Origin of the sequence: Deinococcus radiodurans R1 = ATCC 13939 = DSM 20539, assembly GCF_000008565.1 — a bacterium.
GTDB lineage: Bacteria > Deinococcota > Deinococci > Deinococcales > Deinococcaceae > Deinococcus > Deinococcus radiodurans.
The window spans coordinates 47,817-65,281 of record NC_000958.1 but is presented as its reverse complement, the minus strand read 5'-3'; the positions used below and the strand labels follow the sequence as shown (position 1 = coordinate 65,281).

At 63.1% G+C, this 17,465-nt stretch carries 14 protein-coding genes and 1 pseudogene; 6 read left to right on the top strand and 9 right to left on the bottom strand.

The features are described 5' to 3' along the window. Window positions 1-22: 22 nt before the first annotated feature. Window positions 23-1,025 (bottom strand): IS630 family transposase gene (locus tag DR_RS16525; protein ID WP_149357996.1). Its coding sequence is split into 2 segments (ribosomal slippage): window positions 23-562 and window positions 564-1,025, totalling 1,002 coding nucleotides; the frame shifts between segments, so codons are not numbered across the junction. 253 nt (window positions 1,026-1,278) lie between these two features. Between DR_RS16525 and DR_RS15730 the strand changes: the two are divergent. Continuing rightward, a pseudogene (locus DR_RS15730) lies at window positions 1,279-1,431 on the top strand (IS4 family transposase); the annotation flags it as partial. Between the two features lie 446 nt (window positions 1,432-1,877). Here DR_RS15730 and DR_RS15725 read toward each other — a convergent pair. Then, the gene (locus DR_RS15725) at window positions 1,878-2,408 is read right to left on the bottom strand and encodes a hypothetical protein (protein ID WP_010884051.1); all 531 of its coding nucleotides are present in this window, start codon (window positions 2,406-2,408) and stop codon (window positions 1,878-1,880) included. Between the two features lie 459 nt (window positions 2,409-2,867). Here DR_RS15725 and dhaK point away from each other — a divergent pair, with 459 nt between their 5' ends. The 3 genes from dhaK to dhaM are packed head-to-tail and all read left to right on the top strand — an operon-like array spanning window position 2,868 to window position 4,857. Continuing rightward, on the top strand, window positions 2,868-3,866 hold the full coding sequence (dhaK, locus tag DR_RS15720; RefSeq protein ID WP_027480379.1) for a dihydroxyacetone kinase subunit DhaK: 999 nt from the start codon (window positions 2,868-2,870) through the stop codon (window positions 3,864-3,866). Beyond that, window positions 3,863-4,459, top strand: a complete 597-nt coding sequence (gene dhaL, locus DR_RS15715; RefSeq protein ID WP_027480380.1) for a dihydroxyacetone kinase subunit DhaL — start codon at window positions 3,863-3,865, stop codon at window positions 4,457-4,459. Before dhaK ends, dhaL begins: the two co-directional genes overlap by 4 nt. Next, window positions 4,456-4,857: a dihydroxyacetone kinase phosphoryl donor subunit DhaM gene (dhaM, locus tag DR_RS15710; protein ID WP_010884007.1), complete on the top strand. Its 402-nt coding sequence runs from the start codon at window positions 4,456-4,458 to the stop codon at window positions 4,855-4,857. Before dhaL ends, dhaM begins: the two co-directional genes overlap by 4 nt. Before the next feature lie 290 nt (window positions 4,858-5,147). Here dhaM and DR_RS15705 read toward each other — a convergent pair whose 3' ends face one another. From DR_RS15705 to DR_RS15675, 6 genes are all read right to left on the bottom strand, one after another. Further along, window positions 5,148-7,148, bottom strand: a complete 2,001-nt coding sequence (locus tag DR_RS15705; RefSeq protein WP_162177805.1) for a hypothetical protein — start codon at window positions 7,146-7,148, stop codon at window positions 5,148-5,150. A 353-nt stretch (window positions 7,149-7,501) separates the two neighbouring features. Further along, entirely contained in the window at window positions 7,502-8,710 is a 1,209-nt protein-coding gene (locus tag DR_RS15700; RefSeq protein WP_010884049.1) for an ABC transporter permease, read from the bottom strand. Next, entirely contained in the window at window positions 8,707-9,303 is a 597-nt protein-coding gene (locus DR_RS15695; protein WP_227086054.1) for an ABC transporter ATP-binding protein, read from the bottom strand. The genes DR_RS15700 and DR_RS15695 overlap by 4 nt, the downstream gene beginning before the upstream one ends. A 47-nt stretch (window positions 9,304-9,350) precedes the next feature. Next, complete coding sequence (locus DR_RS15690; RefSeq protein WP_010884048.1) at window positions 9,351-9,809, bottom strand: hypothetical protein; 459 nt, start codon at window positions 9,807-9,809, stop codon at window positions 9,351-9,353. Window positions 9,810-10,228: 419 nt separating this feature from the next. After that, the gene (locus tag DR_RS15680; protein ID WP_027480382.1) at window positions 10,229-11,995 is read right to left on the bottom strand and encodes an alkaline phosphatase; all 1,767 of its coding nucleotides are present in this window, start codon (window positions 11,993-11,995) and stop codon (window positions 10,229-10,231) included. 403 nt (window positions 11,996-12,398) lie between these two features. Next, complete coding sequence (locus tag DR_RS15675; protein ID WP_010884006.1) at window positions 12,399-13,949, bottom strand: sensor domain-containing diguanylate cyclase; 1,551 nt, start codon at window positions 13,947-13,949, stop codon at window positions 12,399-12,401. Window positions 13,950-14,167: 218 nt separating this feature from the next. Between DR_RS15675 and DR_RS15670 the strand changes: the two genes are divergently transcribed. Continuing rightward, window positions 14,168-14,335 carry a hypothetical protein gene (locus tag DR_RS15670; RefSeq protein ID WP_155896399.1) on the top strand — a complete coding sequence of 56 codons (168 nt, stop codon included), beginning with the start codon at window positions 14,168-14,170 and terminating at the stop codon, window positions 14,333-14,335. 72 nt (window positions 14,336-14,407) lie between these two features. On the opposite strand, the gene DR_RS15665 is transcribed toward DR_RS15670, so the two are convergent. Beyond that, a complete protein-coding gene (locus DR_RS15665; protein WP_063653100.1) occupies window positions 14,408-15,664 on the bottom strand; it encodes an MDR family MFS transporter in 1,257 nt (418 codons plus the stop codon). A gap of 54 nt (window positions 15,665-15,718) precedes the next feature. Here DR_RS15665 and DR_RS15660 point away from each other — a divergent pair, with 54 nt between their 5' ends. Next, window positions 15,719-17,455 (top strand): ABC transporter substrate-binding protein, encoded by a 1,737-nt coding sequence (locus tag DR_RS15660; RefSeq protein ID WP_010884004.1) that lies wholly within the window; start codon window positions 15,719-15,721, stop codon window positions 17,453-17,455. Window positions 17,456-17,465 lie beyond the last annotated feature (10 nt).

Sequence of the window (17,465 nt, the reverse complement as noted above, 5' to 3'; positions counted from 1 at the left end):
GACGTCAATTATAGATAACGTGTTAAGTCAGAAACTCCTCGGTGATGCCGAGGAGTTTTGCTGGTAAGCGGCGATAACGCACCTTCCGCCAAGCAGAACGAAGGAAAACTTTGAGTTCCTGCACACTCGCTGGACAGCAATTCGCCAGCAGATGTCGTTTGACATAGGCCCAGACCTGCTCAATGGGATTGAACTCAGGTGTATACGGTGGCAAATAAACGATGCTGAGCCGCGGGTTCACTTTCAGGAACTCTTGGACGACCTTGGCGCGGTGAATTCGGGCGTTGTCGAATACCACGGTGACTGATCCAGCAATATGCCGCAGGAGGTGGGCCAAATAAGCGACGACGTCATCGGCTTTGATGGAGCCTTCATGGGTCTGCTGAAAGAACTGTCCTGCTGAAGTGATGCCGCCAATCGTTGACAGCTTCCTCCACTCGGTTTTGGCGAAGATCACTGGGGTCTGTCCTGTTTGAGCCCAGGTGCTTCCCAAGATCGGTTTCATGCTGAAACCGACTTCATCTGCCCAGACGATCGTTTCGCCAGCTTCGACCTTTTTTTTCCAGGGCTGGAAGTTCTTCTTCCAGCCAGGCATCGATCTTCTCCGGATTCTGCTCGATCGCGTGTTTCTCTGCTTTCTGCCAGGAGAAGCCCCAGCGACGAAGTAACTTGCCGATCCAGTCATGGTCGTACCACACATCGAATTTGAGACCGATCACGTCACGGACGCGCTCTGTCGTCCAGCGACCATCGGGAAAACGTTCTGGGTCTGGACCCTGTTGGAGAAGCTCAATAATTTCTGCGACCTGGGCATCATTGAGCCAAGCTGGGCGTCCGGAAGAGAGGGTCGCTTCAAGCGACCCTCTTTCGCTGAGGCGAACTCGCCAAACGCGCACAGTACTGGGTTTGACGCCAAAATGCTCAGCAATGGAAGCGGTCGTCCACTCGGGATTATTCAGGAGGGGCTGCGCCGCGAGACGACGTTCTTCGAGTTGTTGCCGGGTAAGCCGATTAGGTTGCCACACTTGAGGCATGCCTGGAGTCTACCCACTTCGCTACCGACTTTACACGTTATCTATAGGCGCTGGAGTGTATCGATGCGGAGGTGACTGGCATGCGTTTTGAAGTGCCCGGTGAGTGCGGTAGCCTGCTGGGCAGCGGATTCTGTTGATTTCACACTCTCAGGAAACCGCGAACAGTCGGCCCCATCAAGCTTGATGGGGCCGACTGTTGGTTTTTGCCGTCTGGGACAACGTCGAACCGAAGTTGTCACCTACTGAGCTGGTGTTCAGTCTCGAAGACATGAAACGCAGGGCGTATAACGCCCTGCTGGCCCAGGTCATTTTATCCAATCTGGACCTCTCGGCTCGCTTTGAAGAATTAGCGAATTCGCCGTTCAGTCCGCTGGATTTCGGACTTAAAGCCGCCTAAAACTGCACGAACCATTGTTAATAAGAATTTTACCTTTTCACATGATTATTGGAGAAAATGACAAAACCACTCAGGCTCTGAAATTATTTCCTCAACAAAGACCTCTCCGATCACCTGACGCAGCAAAGGCGCCTGCGCCAACTTGACAGGTGCAACTTCTGAAGTCGCCGCCTGATGGCCATCAGCTTATTGAGCTGCCTTTGTCAATGGAAAGCGACGCTGATGGTCATTTGCTGCCGAGCTGGTGGCTGCCAGGCGGGAGAATGAAGTATGAACAGATCAGCGAAAGCCAGAGTCGTGAGTTCTCCGTCGGGAGCGTCATCCGCGATCGGAAAATAGGATTCCGGGACACCCCTCCTCCTTCTGAGCATGTCAAAGCTCTGACGCAAAACAAAACGCCCCCGCCCAACAAAGGGGCGGAGGCCTGCGATCAGGAAAACGTCAGCTCAGCGGTGAACACGCAGGGACAGACGGGCCGCCCCACTGCCGTGAGCCGAGCTGAACTCCTGCGAGACGACGCAGCTAAGCCGGCTGGTCGTGCCGGGAATTTGGGCGGACTTCTCGGTGCCGTAAACGCGGCTGCATTGGTCTTCGATGCCTTCGAAAAACTGCGGCGTCGGGCGCTTGCCCGTCACGGTCTTGACCAGCTCGGCAAACATCTCGGGCTCGGGCTTCCCGAGGTTCCAGGCAAAGAACGCGTCCTGGGTCCCGGTTACGTACTGTGCCCCCACCACTTGCCCGCCGCGCATGAAGGTGGACACGACTGTCCGGGGATCGTTCGACACGACCGCGTTCAGAAAGTAGCGCTGCTCGGTCAGGCCGGGCGCCACCGTTTCTGTACTGAGCAATTTGCACTGGTACTTCTGGCAGAACGCCGACTTCGCAAAGGTCGGGGCCGTTTGTCCGGCGCCCCCAGCCACAACTGGCGCGAAGGCGGAAGCGAGAATCAGGGCACCAGTTCGGAGGTTTGGGTTCATGGGCCGACCCTAGAGACCGGGCGTGACCGTCGCCGCAGGTCTCCATGAAAGAGCCTTTATGCGGTCAGGCGATCTGTTGAGCCACTGAAATACGTCGAGCTCACTGCCCTTATGCGCGACGCCCACGTTCTTGGAACAGCAGTTCGCTGAGCAGGTTGACGGACGCTCTGATAGCGCAGTTGTGCCCCGCCGCTCCCCCAGAGCATTGAGAAGTTCCCGTCGTCAAGCCATACTGAACGCGTTCAAGACAATCAGGAGGAGAGGTGACGGACACGACAAGTCGAGAGTCTAAGTCGGCCAGCGGGGCCACGCCGATAAAAAGCGTTGGCCCAGCGCAAGACATGGCCTGGACAAAGTGGCGGTGGTTGGACGCAGGAAGTCACTCATTCCAGCAGACCCTAAAGGCTCACCACCGAGTCTCCCCTGAGCGTCTTTTCTGACCTGTTTCTGGAGGACCGCATGAAAAAGATCATGAACGCCACCGCCGACCTCGTGCGTGAATCATGCGAAGGTTTCGCCGCTGCCCATGCCGATCTGGTCAAGCCTCAGAGCGATCCACTGTTTTTGTACCGGACAGGTGACCTGCGCGGACGGGTCGCTCTGATTTCGGGTGGGGGCAGCGGACACGAACCCCTGCACGCCGGATACATCGGGCGCGGCATGCTGACTGCGGCGTGCCCAGGCGAAGTGTTTACCAGCCCGGTGCCCGACCAGATGCTGGCGGCCATCCGGCACACGCACGGAGGTCAGGGCGCGCTCCTGATCGTCAAGAACTACACCGGCGACGTGATGAATTTCGAACTGGCCGCCGAACTCGCCGCAGCCGAGGGCATCGAGGTGGCGTCGGTGGTCATCGGCGACGACGTGGCCGTGCAGGACAGCACCTGGACCGCCGGGCGCCGTGGGGTGGGCGGCACGGTGCTGCTCGAAAAAATAGCGGGGGCCGCCGCAGAAGCCGGCGCCGAGCTGGCGGAAGTCAAACAGGTGGCGCAGATCGTCATGGACGGCGTCCGGAGTATGGGCCTGGCCCTGACGGGCGCCACCGTGCCCGCCGCAGGCAAACCCAACTTCACGCTGGCAGATGACGAGATCGAGCTGGGCATAGGGATTCACGGTGAACCGGGGCGCGAACGCCAGCAGTTGCGGCCCGCCGACGAACTGGTGGACGCCCTGCTCGACCCGGTCACGGCGGACCTCGACCTGAAGCGCGGTGAGGAAGTCATTGCCCTGACCAACGGCATGGGCGGCACCCCCCTGCTGGAACTGTATGTGGCCCACGGCCACGTGGTGAACCATCTGGCAGACCGGGGCGTGAAGGTCGTCCGACATCTGGTCGGCAACTATGTCACGAGCCTGGAAATGCAGGGCCTGAGTGTTACGCTGCTGCGGGCCAGCTCCGAGCAGTTGCGGCTCTGGGACGCGCCAGTGGTCACGCCTGCGCTGCGGTGGGGCGCGTGAACAGCGAGCAGACCCGGCAGTTTCTGGAGCTCTATGCCCGCAAGATTCAGGCCGCGGACCAGCACCTGACCGAGCTCGACTCGGCCATAGGAGACGCGGACCACGGCAGCAATATGGAGCGCGGCATGACCGCGGTGGTGGGGACTCTCCCCGCGAGCGGGACCCCCTCTGACCTGCTCCGAAGCGCCGCCATGACCCTGATTTCCAAGGTCGGCGGCGCGAGCGGCCCACTGTACGGCACGGCGCTCTTGCGGGCCGCGACCAGCATGGCCGGCAAAGACGAGTGGACACAGGACGACCTGCAAGAGGCGCTGGAAGCCGCCTATCAGGGGCTGCTTGAACGCGGCAAGGCGCAGCCGGGCGACAAGACGATGCTCGACGTGTGGCGCCCGGCGCTGGACGCCCTGCCCGGTGGGGTGGGGGCCGCCGCGCAGGCGGCGAGCTCAGCGGCGGAAGCCACCCGCGACCTCACGGCGAGAAAGGGCCGGGCCAGTTACCTCGGTGAACGCTCCGCCGGGCACGTCGATCCTGGGTCAGTGAGCAGCGCCCTGCTGTTCGAAGCGCTGGCCGAGGCCCTGGAGCAGCGCCCATGAGCGTGACCCTCGTGATCGTCTCCCACAGCGCCAAGCTCGCCGAGGGCGTCGCAGAGTTCGTCGGGCAGATGAATGCCGGGCAGGTGGAACTTGAAGCAGTAGGCGGCACCGACGACGGCCTGTTGGGCACGAGTGCGACCCGAATTCACGCGGCTCTGGAGCGGGCCACCCAGGCGGGCGGCGAAGCGCTCGTCCTGATGGACCTGGGAAGCGCCCGTCTCAGGTCGGAGCTGGCCCTGGACCTGCTCAGAGAGGAGCAGAGGGTCCGAGTGGCCCTTGCCGAGGCGCCGCTGGTCGAGGGCGCCTTTCTGGCCGCTTTCGAGGCCGCTACAGGCGGCGATCTCCGAACGGTGCAGGCCGCTGCCGAGGAAGGCGGCGCGCTCAAAAAGATGGGCTGACACGAGTGCCGGTAGACCGCTGGTACTCTGAACAACAGGGACCAAAGTGGAAGGCTCGGCCTGATCTATAGACCCGCTTGAAAGCCGGCACTCTTCCCCGACACCCAGCCCCAACTGCTCTGAGGAAGCATCAGTGCCTTTTCCTTACCGCTCTTGCCAGACACGACAAGCGCCTTGCTTCGGGGTAAGGGACGGATCAACTCCATTTGCTGAGCGCGACCTGACTGTTTCCGGTGGTTGTGCCCAGACTGTTCGCCCTACAGTGTTTCTAGCGAGGCGGCCAGAAGCGATTATTTCTTGTCGATGCTTGGAGAATAGGTGACGCCACCTATCCGCAGCAGGGTCGGAGTAATTTTGCCCCCCTCAACCGGAAGAGCCGCGAATTGACGCACAACCCGTCCGTCGCGGTAGGTCAGCTCCACCGTGTTGCCGCTGAACTTGTACGTCCCGGTCAAGGTGGCCGCGCGGTTGCTGTTGGAGACGGTCGCGCCGGGCACCATGACAGTCGTGGAACGGTCGCTGCTGAGGGAAAATGTCCTCCCTTCTCCAAAGGTCAGGGCCAGGGAACTGGTACTGCCTCCCAGATACAGGTTGGGCGTGACCTCAAGGGATTCGTAGCTCCCGCGCAGAATCAGGGTGTCCATGGGTTGCAGTTTGTCGTATCTCTGGCCGTCCAGATTCAGCCCGGAACCGGTCAGGGTAAAAGGCACAGGCGCACGGTCACCGATCTGAATGGTGTTTCCGGTGACGCGGTAGACCTCGCAGCGGGGCAGGCCGTTGGGGTAAGTCCGCGTGCAGTCGGCTTCACTAGCGTCCACCTTGGGCTCTTGCGTATACACGTAACCGTTGGGGTTGAAGAAGGCGAAGGCCCAGCAGACATTGCCGGGACATTCCGAGCCCAGGACCATACTGCTCGTGAAATCCGGCCCGATTTGCAAGACGGGAACCAGCTTCCCGGCGCGGTTATGCACAAAATTTCCGTTCAGGCCACCGCTGCCCTGGGGTGGGGCGGGGGCCTTTTCGCTGCCGTAGAGACTCGGGGCAGGCGTGGGCTTTGCCACTGCGGTGCAGGTCCACGCGGTGCTGCTGCGGCTGATGAGGTCGCCGCCCGTCGGCACCGTCAGGGTGAACACCCGCAGCCCGGTCTCGTCCTCGGAATAGAAGCCGCTTTCTTCTAAATCTCCCTCACCTCGCAGAGTGAGACTGCTGCGGGCGCTGTCTTGATCGCTGCGGTAGTCCACGCGGTAACGGCCTGCGGCGCCTCCAAACCTGTAGGTGTTGTCCGCGCCGACTTCCAACGCGCCGCGGTCGCCCTGTCCATCAGCCAGCACGCACGAATACGACCCTGGCTTGGGCGTCCTGAGTTTGAAATTGTGCAGGGCCACGTTTTCCCGAGGACCGCGCTGATAGCACTCGAAGTTCAGCGAGGTGTCCTGGGTGTCTTCACTGACATCCGACAGGCTGAACGCCTGACCGTAGTCATCGAAATCCAGGGACCCATCCGCCTTGTTCAGGGGCCCGCCCTGCCACGTTATCTTTCTGTCTTTATTGATCTGGTATGTTCCATTGCCGTAGACCGTGCGGTATGTCCCACCCGGCAGCACCTGCACAGTCAGGTCTGGACTGAGCCCGTCTCCTTTCCGCTTGACATAACAGCGGAATTCGTCGGGGATGATCTGCCGGGCAGGGTTGCCGCCCGCAGCTTTGAACTGCGCGGCGTTCATGGGGTTTACGGTGGGCAAGTTCGGCTCAGCCGGCTTGGCCCCCGCTCCTGCCGCTGCGGTCGTTCCAGCCGTCTGCGTGGGCTTGCCGCTCAGCCTTATAGATTCCACCACAGCGTCTACGTCTTTCTCCAGAGCGTTTTTATTCTCGACATCACTGCTCAGAAAAACCACCAGCACCCCGGAAGTGCCGTTGTGCAGCAGGGCAGCCACATAAGCGACCGGTTGCTGAGGCGTGCCGCCGATCAGCACTTTGTAAAGGGCGGTCAGGCCGCTTGCCAGCTGCTCAGACTGCACGGCCTGTTCGCTCAGCGCTTGCCCCCCGGCAAGGGAACGGGCCGTCTGCTCCAGCCACCTGACAGGGTCATTCGGCAACGGCATATCCTGCCCGATCAACAGTGCCCCGTCCACCCCACCAGCGGACGTATGCGTGTATTGCAGAACCCCGCCTTGAGAACTCGAAGCGGCCCAACCTTTCGGTGCAGTGAAGGACACCTGACCATTGGACTGCTGCGCCGACGCGCCCACAGCTAAAGAAAGCACCAGAACGGTCGAGAGTAGACGTTGCATTTGACACCTCCGGCAAGAAGGTAAAAACAAACGACGCCCCAGCTGAGTTGGGTGCGGGCAAAAGAGAACACAGGCCAAAAGGGTGGCGCTCATGTGTCGTCTTAGCCCCAGTCTAACTGGACTTTGGCGAGTTTCGGGCACCACTGAAAAATGCCGTGCAGCACCGACAAACTCTGTCCAGTGTCACTCGGCGCAACTGGTGGGCAACGTTCTCATTTGTGCCAGAACCCCGGATGAAGTCGACATGCCGGCCTCTATTCACAAACTGAGGTGAAGCCGCACGCTCCAGCGGCTCATGGATGCCCTCTCAGCGGTCATCACTGCCAGAAACTGCCACCACCTGAACGCCCCGCTCAGTGCAGGTGCCGCAGCGGGCTCACCCGCAGGGCTTGCAAGGCTGGAGGCAAAGCCGCCAATATGCCGAGCGGAATCAGCCCCAGCGCCCGCGACGCCAGGGGCCAGGTGAGCTCCGGCGCCGCCAGCGTGAACCCCAGACGTTGACCCAGAACGTTGCCCCCCACACGGCTGACCAGCAGCGAGAGCCCGATGCCCAGCAGCGCACCTAGGGTCACGGTCAGGCCCGTTTCGAGCAGCACCAGGGCAAAGACCGTGCCTCGGCCCGCCCCCAACGCCCGCAACAGGGCCACCGTGCGCCTGCGCTCCAGACCGGAGGTGTACACGCTCAGGGTCACGGTCAGAGCGGCGATGGCCAGGACCAGCACCGAGAGCCCGGCGTAGGCCGCTTGGCCCTGCATCAGCGTCTGCCGGGCCTGCGCGAACACCTGCCCCGGAAATACGGCCATGGCGTCTTTCCCGGCGTTGATCTGGCCAGCAGTGGTATAGATGCCGGCCAGGTTTTCGGCGGAGTACAGCACGGCGGTCACGTCCCGTTTTGACGCGGCGGCCTCACCGTGAGCCTCCCACAAGGTTTCGATGGGCGTCAGCACGGCGCGGTCTACGGGGCCGCCCGTCGGCGCGAGAATGCCGGTCACGGTATACGGCTCGTCGTGGGTACTAGGCGCTGCGCCGCCTTCCGTGTCCGCGCCGCCCAGTCCGTGCGCGCTCCTGAAAGTCGAGCCCACCTTGAGTCCGGACTGCCGCGCTGCTGCGGCGCCCACCACAGCGTCATGCACCCGGGCAAAGATGTTCCCCTGGGCCACCCGGAAATAAGGCGGCGCCGCAGGTTTAAGGCGCTGATCGAAGAACTGAGCAGAGGTACCCACCACCGGAAATCCGGCGTAGTTGTCCCCGAGCGCGATGGGCACGGCGCGGCGCGTGCCGGGAGCGCTCAGCAGTTTCTGGTAGACGCTGTGCGGCACGTTTCCGATGGGGACGTCCAGATAAAAGAGGCTGGACATCACCGCCTGGGTGCCGCTGCCCTTGGCCGTGACCAGCAGGTCGAACACCTGCGCCGCGTCCTGCGCCCCACGCTCCACTTGCCGCGAGACCAGCGGGACCACGAGTGCGGTGGCCGTTGCCAGGGCGACCGCCAGCACCGTGATGATGAGCGCTCCCAGGCGGTGACGCAGGGTTTTCAGGGCCGTCCACCACGCCAGCCTCATGACGCTCCCCGGATGCGGAAGTGCTCCGGCAGACTCAGCGCCACCGCCTCGTCATGGGTGACCACCACCAGGGTCGCGCCCAACTCCGTCGCCACCTCACGCAGCAGCGACATCGCTCCGGCGGCCCGTTCGCGGTCGAGATGCGCGGTGGGTTCATCGACCAGCAGCAGGCCCGGACGGTGCGCCACGGCCCGCGCGATAGCGACCCGCTGCCGTTCCCCGGTCGACAGTTGCCACGGCTTGCTCTGCAAGCGCCCCGCCAGGTCGAGGCGGCGCAACGCTGTCTGGGCCAGGGCCCCCGCATTCCGCACACCAGCGACCCGCAGGCCCAGTTCCACGTTTTCCTGAGCGCTCAGGCCCGGCATCAGGTGAAAGTCCTGAAAGACGTACCCCACCTCACGGCGGCGAAAAGCGTCGCGGCCCGCCTCGGAGAGCGCCGTCAGGTCGTGCTCGCCGTAGCAGAGCTGCCCGGTCGAGGGCCGCAGCAGCCCGGCCACCGCATTCAGAAGCGAGGTTTTTCCGGTCCCGCTCGGCCCCGTGAGCGCCAGATGCGTTCCAGCGGGCCAGCTGAAATCGGGATACGTGAGCCTCACCTCAGCGCCGTGCTGAATGGACAGGTTTCGGCCTGAAAGCTGCCGGCTCAAGCGTCCCGGACCCGCTCGGCGTAGAGCCGCACCAGACTGACAAAGCCCGTCTCGTCGTCGCGCTTGACGCCGATCTCGAGCCGGCCCGTCACGTTCAGGCCGCGCACCGACGGCTCGAGTTCCTGCCCTGGCGGCATGATGACGAGCACGATGTCCGCCGGCCAGTCCGCCGCCGTGGTGCAAAAGGGGCAGGTGCTCATCGGCTGCCGGGTCAGCACGAAAAAGTCCAGCTTGGGCTTGAGGGGCGGCGCCATGTAGCCCGACATGGTCACTTTGCGTCCGTTGAGTGCCTTGATTTTGCTGCTGTACTCGGCGCCGCGCACCGTGACTTTGCCGTACAGCTCATTGAAGTTGAGACTGGCCGCGGCGGACTGAGCGCCCGCGCGGCCAAAGGGGGCCAGCCACAGCGCTCCCGGCGCGGCGCCCAGCAGTTTGAGAACGGTCCGGCGATTCATGCCCCCACCCTAAAGTGGGGATGCACGGGCAATGTCAGCTGATACCAGAGCATTTGACAAAAAGATGGCACAGCTTTTTGGCGAGCAGAGCGAGTGCAAAACACTGAGCAGGACGGACTTGCAAAGCTGCGAAGCAGAGAATGGAGCGGGTGGCGGTGCTCTTCCGACGCACGCGTAATTCGCAGAACTGCTCTAGTTGCGGCCAAGTCGCTCACACTGGGCGATGAAACCCGACTTGTAAAGCTGCGAAGCAGAGCGGAGCGAGAGGCAAAAGAGACGTGCTGCGGGACTTGCAAAGCTGCGAAGCAGAGATAGACTCCAATCCGGCGCCTTTCCGGGTTTTAGGGAATCGGACGCAGCGTAGGAGAGGGGCAGGCTGGAATCTTGCCCCAGCCTGCCCCGCCGCTTGTTTGTTCCCGTTATTTGTTCTTGGTGGCGTCGAGCCCCAGGGCGCGGGCCATGCCGAAGAAAATCTCGGTCTGGTCCATCACGCCGCTGAAGTTCTCGGCGCCCGCCCCGAAGACGAACAGGGGAAGGGGGTCAGCCGTGTGAACCCCCTGGCTGCTGCCGGGGTCAAGGTTGCCGGTGCGCTGCACCGCGCCCTCATCACAGATTTTGGGGTTGGGCACGTAGGCGGCCTCAGCGCCCGTTTTGCCGTTGCTGACGGTGGGGTCCAGAAAGACCCGGCGGCCCAGATAAGTTTCGCAGTAGTCGGGCGTGGCCGCGAATCCCACCGCGTAGGTGCGGGCGGTTTCGGACAGCGGGAAGCCGTTTGCGTCGCGCTTATCGCCGTAGGTGGGAAAGCCGGCCTTTTCGTACACGCCCACCGCTTCACGCTTGCCGGGCCCCTTGGTCGCGTCGTAGCCGCCGTAAACGCTCATGGAGTGGGCGTGGTCGGCGGTGACCAGAATCAGCGTATCGGGGTGGCTCTTCGCGTAGTCCTTGGCCCACGCCACCGCCTTGTCGAGTTCCAGCACGTCCCACACGGCGCGGTTCCAGTCGAGCGGATGCTCGTACTTGTCGACCATGCCCGCTTCCACCATCAGGAAAAAGCCGTTGGGGTTTTTTTCCAGGGTCTGCACGGCCTTCTGGGTGCTGTCCCACAGGTACGGCATGTCCTTGAAGTCACCGATGGTTTCGGCGCCCTTAAACTGCACGCGGTCAAGGTAGCTGGGAATGTTGTCGATGTTGAACAGCCCGAACAGTTTGTTGCCGGTAGCCGCATTCAGCTCGGTGCGGGTGGACACGAACTGGTAACCCATTTTCTGAGACTCGCTGATCCAGTCGGTGTTGTCCTTGCGGCGGCTGCCGGGCGCGGTGCTGGGGATAAAGTCGCGGCTGCCGCCGATCAGCAGCACGTCGGGCTTCACGTCGCCCTTGAAGTACTGGTCGGCGATGGCCTGATAGTCGCCGCGGCGCCGGGTGTAGGCCGCGAACGCGGCGGGCGTGGCGTCGACCCCGAACGCGCTGGAGACGATGCCGACGCTTTTGCCCATGCTGCGCTTGAGCATCGCCGTGATGGTTTCGGCGCGGGGGTTGTCGAGCGTGTCGGGCGTGTTGTCGCCATAGACATTCAAGGCGTTGACCTGAATCTTTTGCCCCGTCGCGATGGAGCTCGCCGTGTTGGCGCTGTCGGCCAGGGCGCTGTCGTAAGAGCTGGTAGTGATGGTCGCCATGCTGCTCAGGCCCGTTTCCATGGCGAGCTTGCCGGTGGGCATCCCGTTGGCCGGGTTGTAGGGGTAAGCGACCATTTTGGCCGCGTTGAGGGTGTTCCAGCCCATGCCGTCGGCGATGAACAGGATCACGTTTTTGGCCTTCGGTTTCTGAAACAGCGCGGCCAGGCCGCTGGGTGCACTGGCCTGGGCGGTCCAGTGAACCGACCTCGTCACCTCTCCCCCGGCGTCGCTGAACTTCACGTTCAGGACGTGCTCGCCCGCCGCGAGGCTCTGATTGCGCAGCGTCCATTCCACGCTGGTGGGTTTGGTGGTCGTCTTGACCAGACCGGTGACCGGTTGGCCGTCGAGAGTGATGACCGCGTCCTTAAAGCTGGTGACGTCCTCGGCCTCGACGCGCAGGTCGAAGCGCTGACCGGCAATGAAATTAGCGCCGTCATAGGGATAAACCTGCAACTTGGCGGCGGAAGCGGAAGCAGACAGCAGCGCGAGGAGCAATAACGTTTTTCTCATACTCCGTCAGTTGAACCAAGTGCAGTCAGCTTGAGGTCAGGCAAGCTTGAGGCGGTGCATGCGGCCCGAAGTTCAGGAGCTGGGCCACGGGTGCTTCACCCGAGCGCGTGCCAGGGAGAACTGCACAGTAGGGCGAACGGCGTAAAGAGCCCCCGTCCACTCGCAGTTCCACACCGTTGAGCCACGAGGCGTCAGGCGAAGCGATAACGTTGGTGCTTTCGTATCTGTAACCTGATTGAGAGCGACCAGATCCGGCGCTGAATGCGCTGTCAAAAAGCTGGGAATTGATGCCTTGAAGTGGCGTTCGCCTGAAAGGCGGCTCTGACCTGACAGATTCGCAGCAGACATGTCTCTTAGCGCGGTAAGCAGGGTGTGATCCAGACCGACCACTTCGGGATTTAGCTCACAGGGTTTTTGTTGCATCCTGATGCTGGGTGTCTCGCTGCGCCCGGCGGCGTTCCTTGAGGGCGTACATGCGCGCGTCGGCAAGTTGGACCAGGGCGGGGCCAGCCGCTTCGTGGCTGTGAGCCATCCCCAGACTCACTCCGACCGAGCCGGCCACCACCTGCCGGGCGGCGAGCAGGGCAATGTCCAGCTGCTCATCGAACAGGGGAACGTCGTCACTGTTGAGCAGCACCACGAACTCGTCTCCCCCGACCCGGTAGAGCGAGGCGCCGCCCGGCAATTCCACGTTCAGCGTCTCGGCAAAGACGCGCAGCACCTTGTCGCCCTGGCTGTGGCCCTCGCGGTCATTGATGGCCTTAAAGCCGTCCAGGTCCAAGAGTGCCAGACTGAACGGGGCTGGCCGCACCGGGAAATCTTCTTCAAAGGCGCGGCGATTCAGGGCGCCGGTCAGGACGTCTTGCCGGGCCTGCTGCGAGGCCAACTCGGTCAGCAGCCAGCGGTCCAGCGCGCTGCGAATGGTCCGCCCCGCCGCTTCCAGCAGGGCGCAATCGCCGCTGCGCCACCGCGCCACCGGGTGGTCCCCGAGCCGGACAGACATCAGGCCGGACGTCACGCCGCTGCGCGTCCCCAACGGGACCCAGGCGACCTGGGTCACGCCGCCCGCCACCATCTCGGCCTGGGCGTGGGGGTGCGCCGCGTAATCGTTGACGTACACCGGCACCGCCGCGTCACGCACCGACCAGGTAAAGCCAGCGGCCAAGTTCGGCAGCGCGGCCACCGCAAGCTCCAGGTATCGCCGTTGGGCCGGCGAGAGCCGGGAGTGAGTGTGGGCAGCCTGTGCGCGCAGAACGGGGCCGTCAAATAACAGCAGGCTGGTCAGGTCGCTGGCCACGGCGTCACTCAGCAAGGCCGCTGCGGCCAGCATCATTTCCTCGGGGGGCAGCTGGAGATCGGTCAGTGCCGAGACGCCTTCAAGGGTCTTGGCCTGCGCCAGGGTGCGGCGCAGTTCCTCGCTCTGACAGCTCGCGGCCTGCAAGTCGCGCTGCAATTCCTGATTGGCCGCGCGCAGCTCCAGCTCGGTCATCACCAGCGCGGCAAGGTCCTGCAGGGCCTGGATGTCTTCGTCGCCCAGCGGGTGGCACTGATTATCGGTGACACACAGCGTGCCGATGCGGTGGCCTGAGGGGGTAGTCAAGGGCACCCCGGCATACATCTGCAAAGACGCTTCACCGGTCACGAGCTGCATGTGGCTAAAGCGACGATCGAGTCGGGCGTTCTCGACTACGAGTGGGGCGTCTTGCAAGATGGTCCAGGCACACATGGATTCGGACAGAGGCTTGCTGTCGCGCTCGGCGCCCACACAAGCCTTGGTCCACTGGCGGGACTGATCCACGAAATTGATGTACGCCGCTGGCGTCCGCAAAATGTGCCTGGTGAGCTGAACGAGGCGGTCGAAGCTGTCCTCCGGCAGCGTGTCCAGGATCTCGTACCGTGCCAGCGCCAGCAACCTGGCATAGTTGTCCTGAGGCTGTGGCGCCGCTGTGGTCATAGCGACTGAACAATAAAGAGACTTTCATCACATCTTTGTGACAGCGACAAAAGTCTTTGAGTCCGTCCACAGCCTTGCGGCGCAGGGGATAGACTCCACGGCGTTCAGAGAACGGCTACCCGATGGGCTCAGTACGACGTGGTACTGCTCGACACGCCGCCTGCCTCTCGTTGCCTGACGCTTTTCTGGTCTCACGTAAGAGTAAGGGGATTATTCTGGTGGTCGAGAACGACACAATATCGCTGGCTGAACTGGATCAGGCAATGCAGAGCTTCTCAAACCCCCAGTCCAAACTGTTGGGCGTGGTGCTCAACAAAGTCCCCCGCAGCCGTGAGGGCTACGCCCATTACTCTTATAGCAACGCCGAACAGCCGACGACGATTTAGTGTCTTTGACGTCACAACTCACTGCCTTTATGACCTTCTTCCCTGATGGGGAGAGCCCTTCACAGTTCAGAGTCAGAAAGTCGGTGCAGAGCGCTCAGGCGTCCGCTCCGGTGAGGCAGCCCGCAGACCCCGCAGGCTTAGAACCACTGCCAGAACGCCGAACAGCACGATTAATACGCCCATCCAAGGCCCGCCGATTTGCGCGCCCAGTGGCACGCCAAGGGTCGCCAGCCACTTGGCGAGGGTAAAGACCTGCCCGTTCACCGCCAGGTAAGAGCCGCGTTTTTCCTCAGGAATCAGGTCCGCCAGCAGGGTCTGACGCGCCGGAACGTAAAGCAGTTCGCCGATGCTCAGCACCACGCTGCCCGCCACCAAAGCCCACAGGTTCAGGCTGCCGTACAGGGCAGCAAAGCCCACGGCGAACAGCAGGAAACCCAGCGCCATCACCGGGCGCAGTTCCCTTTTGCCTACCCAGTGGCTGACCGGCAGGGTAAGGACCACGATCAGCAGGGTGTTGATCGCCGTGACCAGGCTCATCACCTTGATGCCGGTGAGGTTCACGCCCCACAGCACCTGCGCCGGAAAAGACTGGGCCAGATGCACCGGAATAAAGTTCTGCCGCCCGAATTCGATGGTCATCAAGAGGACAAACCCGAGGGTAAACAGGACGTAAGGCCGGTCCGTCATTACCTGCGCGTAGCTGCGCAATAGGGGACGCACCCCCACGCTCTCCCGGACCTGGGCAGCCGTGCGGCGCAGCCCACCCAGCGTTTCAGACATGAAGCGCCAGGCGAGAAACAGGGTTACAAAAGACATCCCCAGCAAACCGGCAAGCAGCGCTGCGAAGTGATCCTGATACAGCCACCCGCCGAGCAGCGTGCCCAGCAGCAAGGAGGCGTTGACCGCCCAGTAGTTGACCACGTACATGAAGGTGCGGGTGTCCGGCGTGCTGACGTCCACCAGCATGGCCTCGGCGGCGGGGTTGATCAGGCCGTTGGCGACGTTGATGACCGCCAGCGCGGCGAAGGTCACCCACGGAAGCGGTGTCCAGAGGTTACCCAACAGCAAAGCGGCGAACGCGAGCAGTTTCAGCACTTCGCCCGCCAGCAGGGTGCGCCGCCGGCCCCAGGCGTCGGCCAGCCCACCTCCGTAGAGCCCCGCCACGAACTGCACCGCGACCAGCGCCATCAGCAGCAGACCGGCTAAGCCTGCCCCGAGGTAATGCGCGAAATACACCGCCATAAAGGGAAAAATGGCGCCGCCCACCATCCGGGTCAGAAACGAGTTGATGATGCGGACTTTGATGTTCGGATGCAGTTGGCGCCACATGCCCCCAGTGTGGAAGAAACGAAAAGGGGGAAAAAGAGCCACAATGGTCAGCAGATGACCCCTTTTGCTGCCGGCCCCGACTGGCCCTATCTGGAACTCCGGGCCGCGCTGCTTGCCCGTGACGGGGAACAGAGCAGCTATGCGCTGACCCTCAATGACCTGCGTGGCTGGTGGAGCAAAAGTGACAAGACTGTCAAGCGCACGCTGGCCCGGCTCCAGGCGGAAGGCAAAGTGACGTATACGCCTGGTCGCGGTCGGGGACGCACCTCGCGCCTTTCCTTCTCACGCGACCTGCGCCCGGAGTTGCTGACCCTCACGAGAGAGCTGGCGCGGCGGCAGGCGGCTGGCGAACTCGCCCGACTCTCACGGCTTCCCTTTCCCAAAGGCTGGGTCCTGACGCCCGACGTGCAGCGGATCTTCGGCCTGAGCGCCTCAGCCGGTGGGGTGGACCGGCTCCGGACCGTCGTCTTTCGCGAGTACACCAGCCTCGATCCGCTGACGGCCTTCGCCACGGTCGAGGCCCACCTGCTGCTGCAAGTCTTCGATGGCCTCACCCGCTACGACCCAGCGACGCAAACTTTGGAGCCGCACCTGGCCCACCACTGGGGGTGCTCGGACGACGGCCTGACGTGGACGTTTTACTTGCGCAAAGGGGTGCCGTTTCATCATGGCCGCACGCTGGACGCCAGTGACGTGCGCGCTAGCCTGGAGAGGGTGCAGCGGGGCGCGGCGTGGCTGCTACCGGAGCTGCTGGAGGTGCGCAGCGACCACCCGTACCGGGTCAGCTTGCGGCTCGCGCGCCCCGACGCCTTTTTGCCCCGGCGTCTCGCTGCGACCCAGGCGCTGATCGTGCCCAGAGACGTGCCGCCCGACCCTCAGCAACTGATCGGCACAGGCGCATTTCAGTGGCAGCCGCTTGAAGGCGGGGTACGCCTGAGCGCCTTCGACGCGCATTTCGCCGGACGGCCACTGATCGATGAGGTGGAGCTCTACCAGGTCGAGCCGCTCACTGAAGCGCCCACTCTGCATCTTGAGGGCGCCGCGCCGCAGAAGGTCGCCGAGTGGCAAGAAGAAACAGGCGTACATTTCCTGATCTGGAATGCGGGGCAACCGGCGGCGCACAGTGCGGCGCTGCGGGCCGCCGTGTTCGAACTGCACGATATTCGCCGCTTCTGGGAGGAGACACGCCAGCCCTGGCCGCTGCTGAGCGCGCAGTCGTTTTATCCCCGGCGCTCGCGGGACCGGCCCGCGCGGGTTCACTCGGACGAACGCGCCCGCTCGCTGCTGGCAGCCGCCGGCCCGCAGCCTCCCCTGCGGCTGTGGGTGCTTGACCGCGAAGATGCGGTGGCCGAGGCCCGCTGGCTCTCGCGCCGCGCCGCCGGGTTCGGCCTGGAGATCACCGTCGAGCTGTACGATCTGCACGACGAGGTGACCCGGGACACGCCCAGCGACCTCATGATGATGGGTGAGGTGAGCGGTCCCGACGAACAGCTCTCCTTCTGGACGGCGCTCAAGCAGCCCGAACTCTTTTTTCGTAAGCTGCTGCCCCGGGAGGTACTGGCCCAGGTAGACACTGAACTGGAGGAGTACCGCCTGGCCCAGACCTTTGCCGGTCGGGAAGCCGTCATTGACCGGGTCGAGGCATTGCTGCTCGAAGGGCACCACGTCCACCTGACCCACCACCGGGTGAAGCAGCGCACGGTACACCCCCTCCTGCGCGACGTGTGGCCCGACGCCTATGGGCGCATCAGTTTCCGGCGGCTGTGGGTGGGCGGCCCGGCTCAGGACTGAAGCTCTGGCG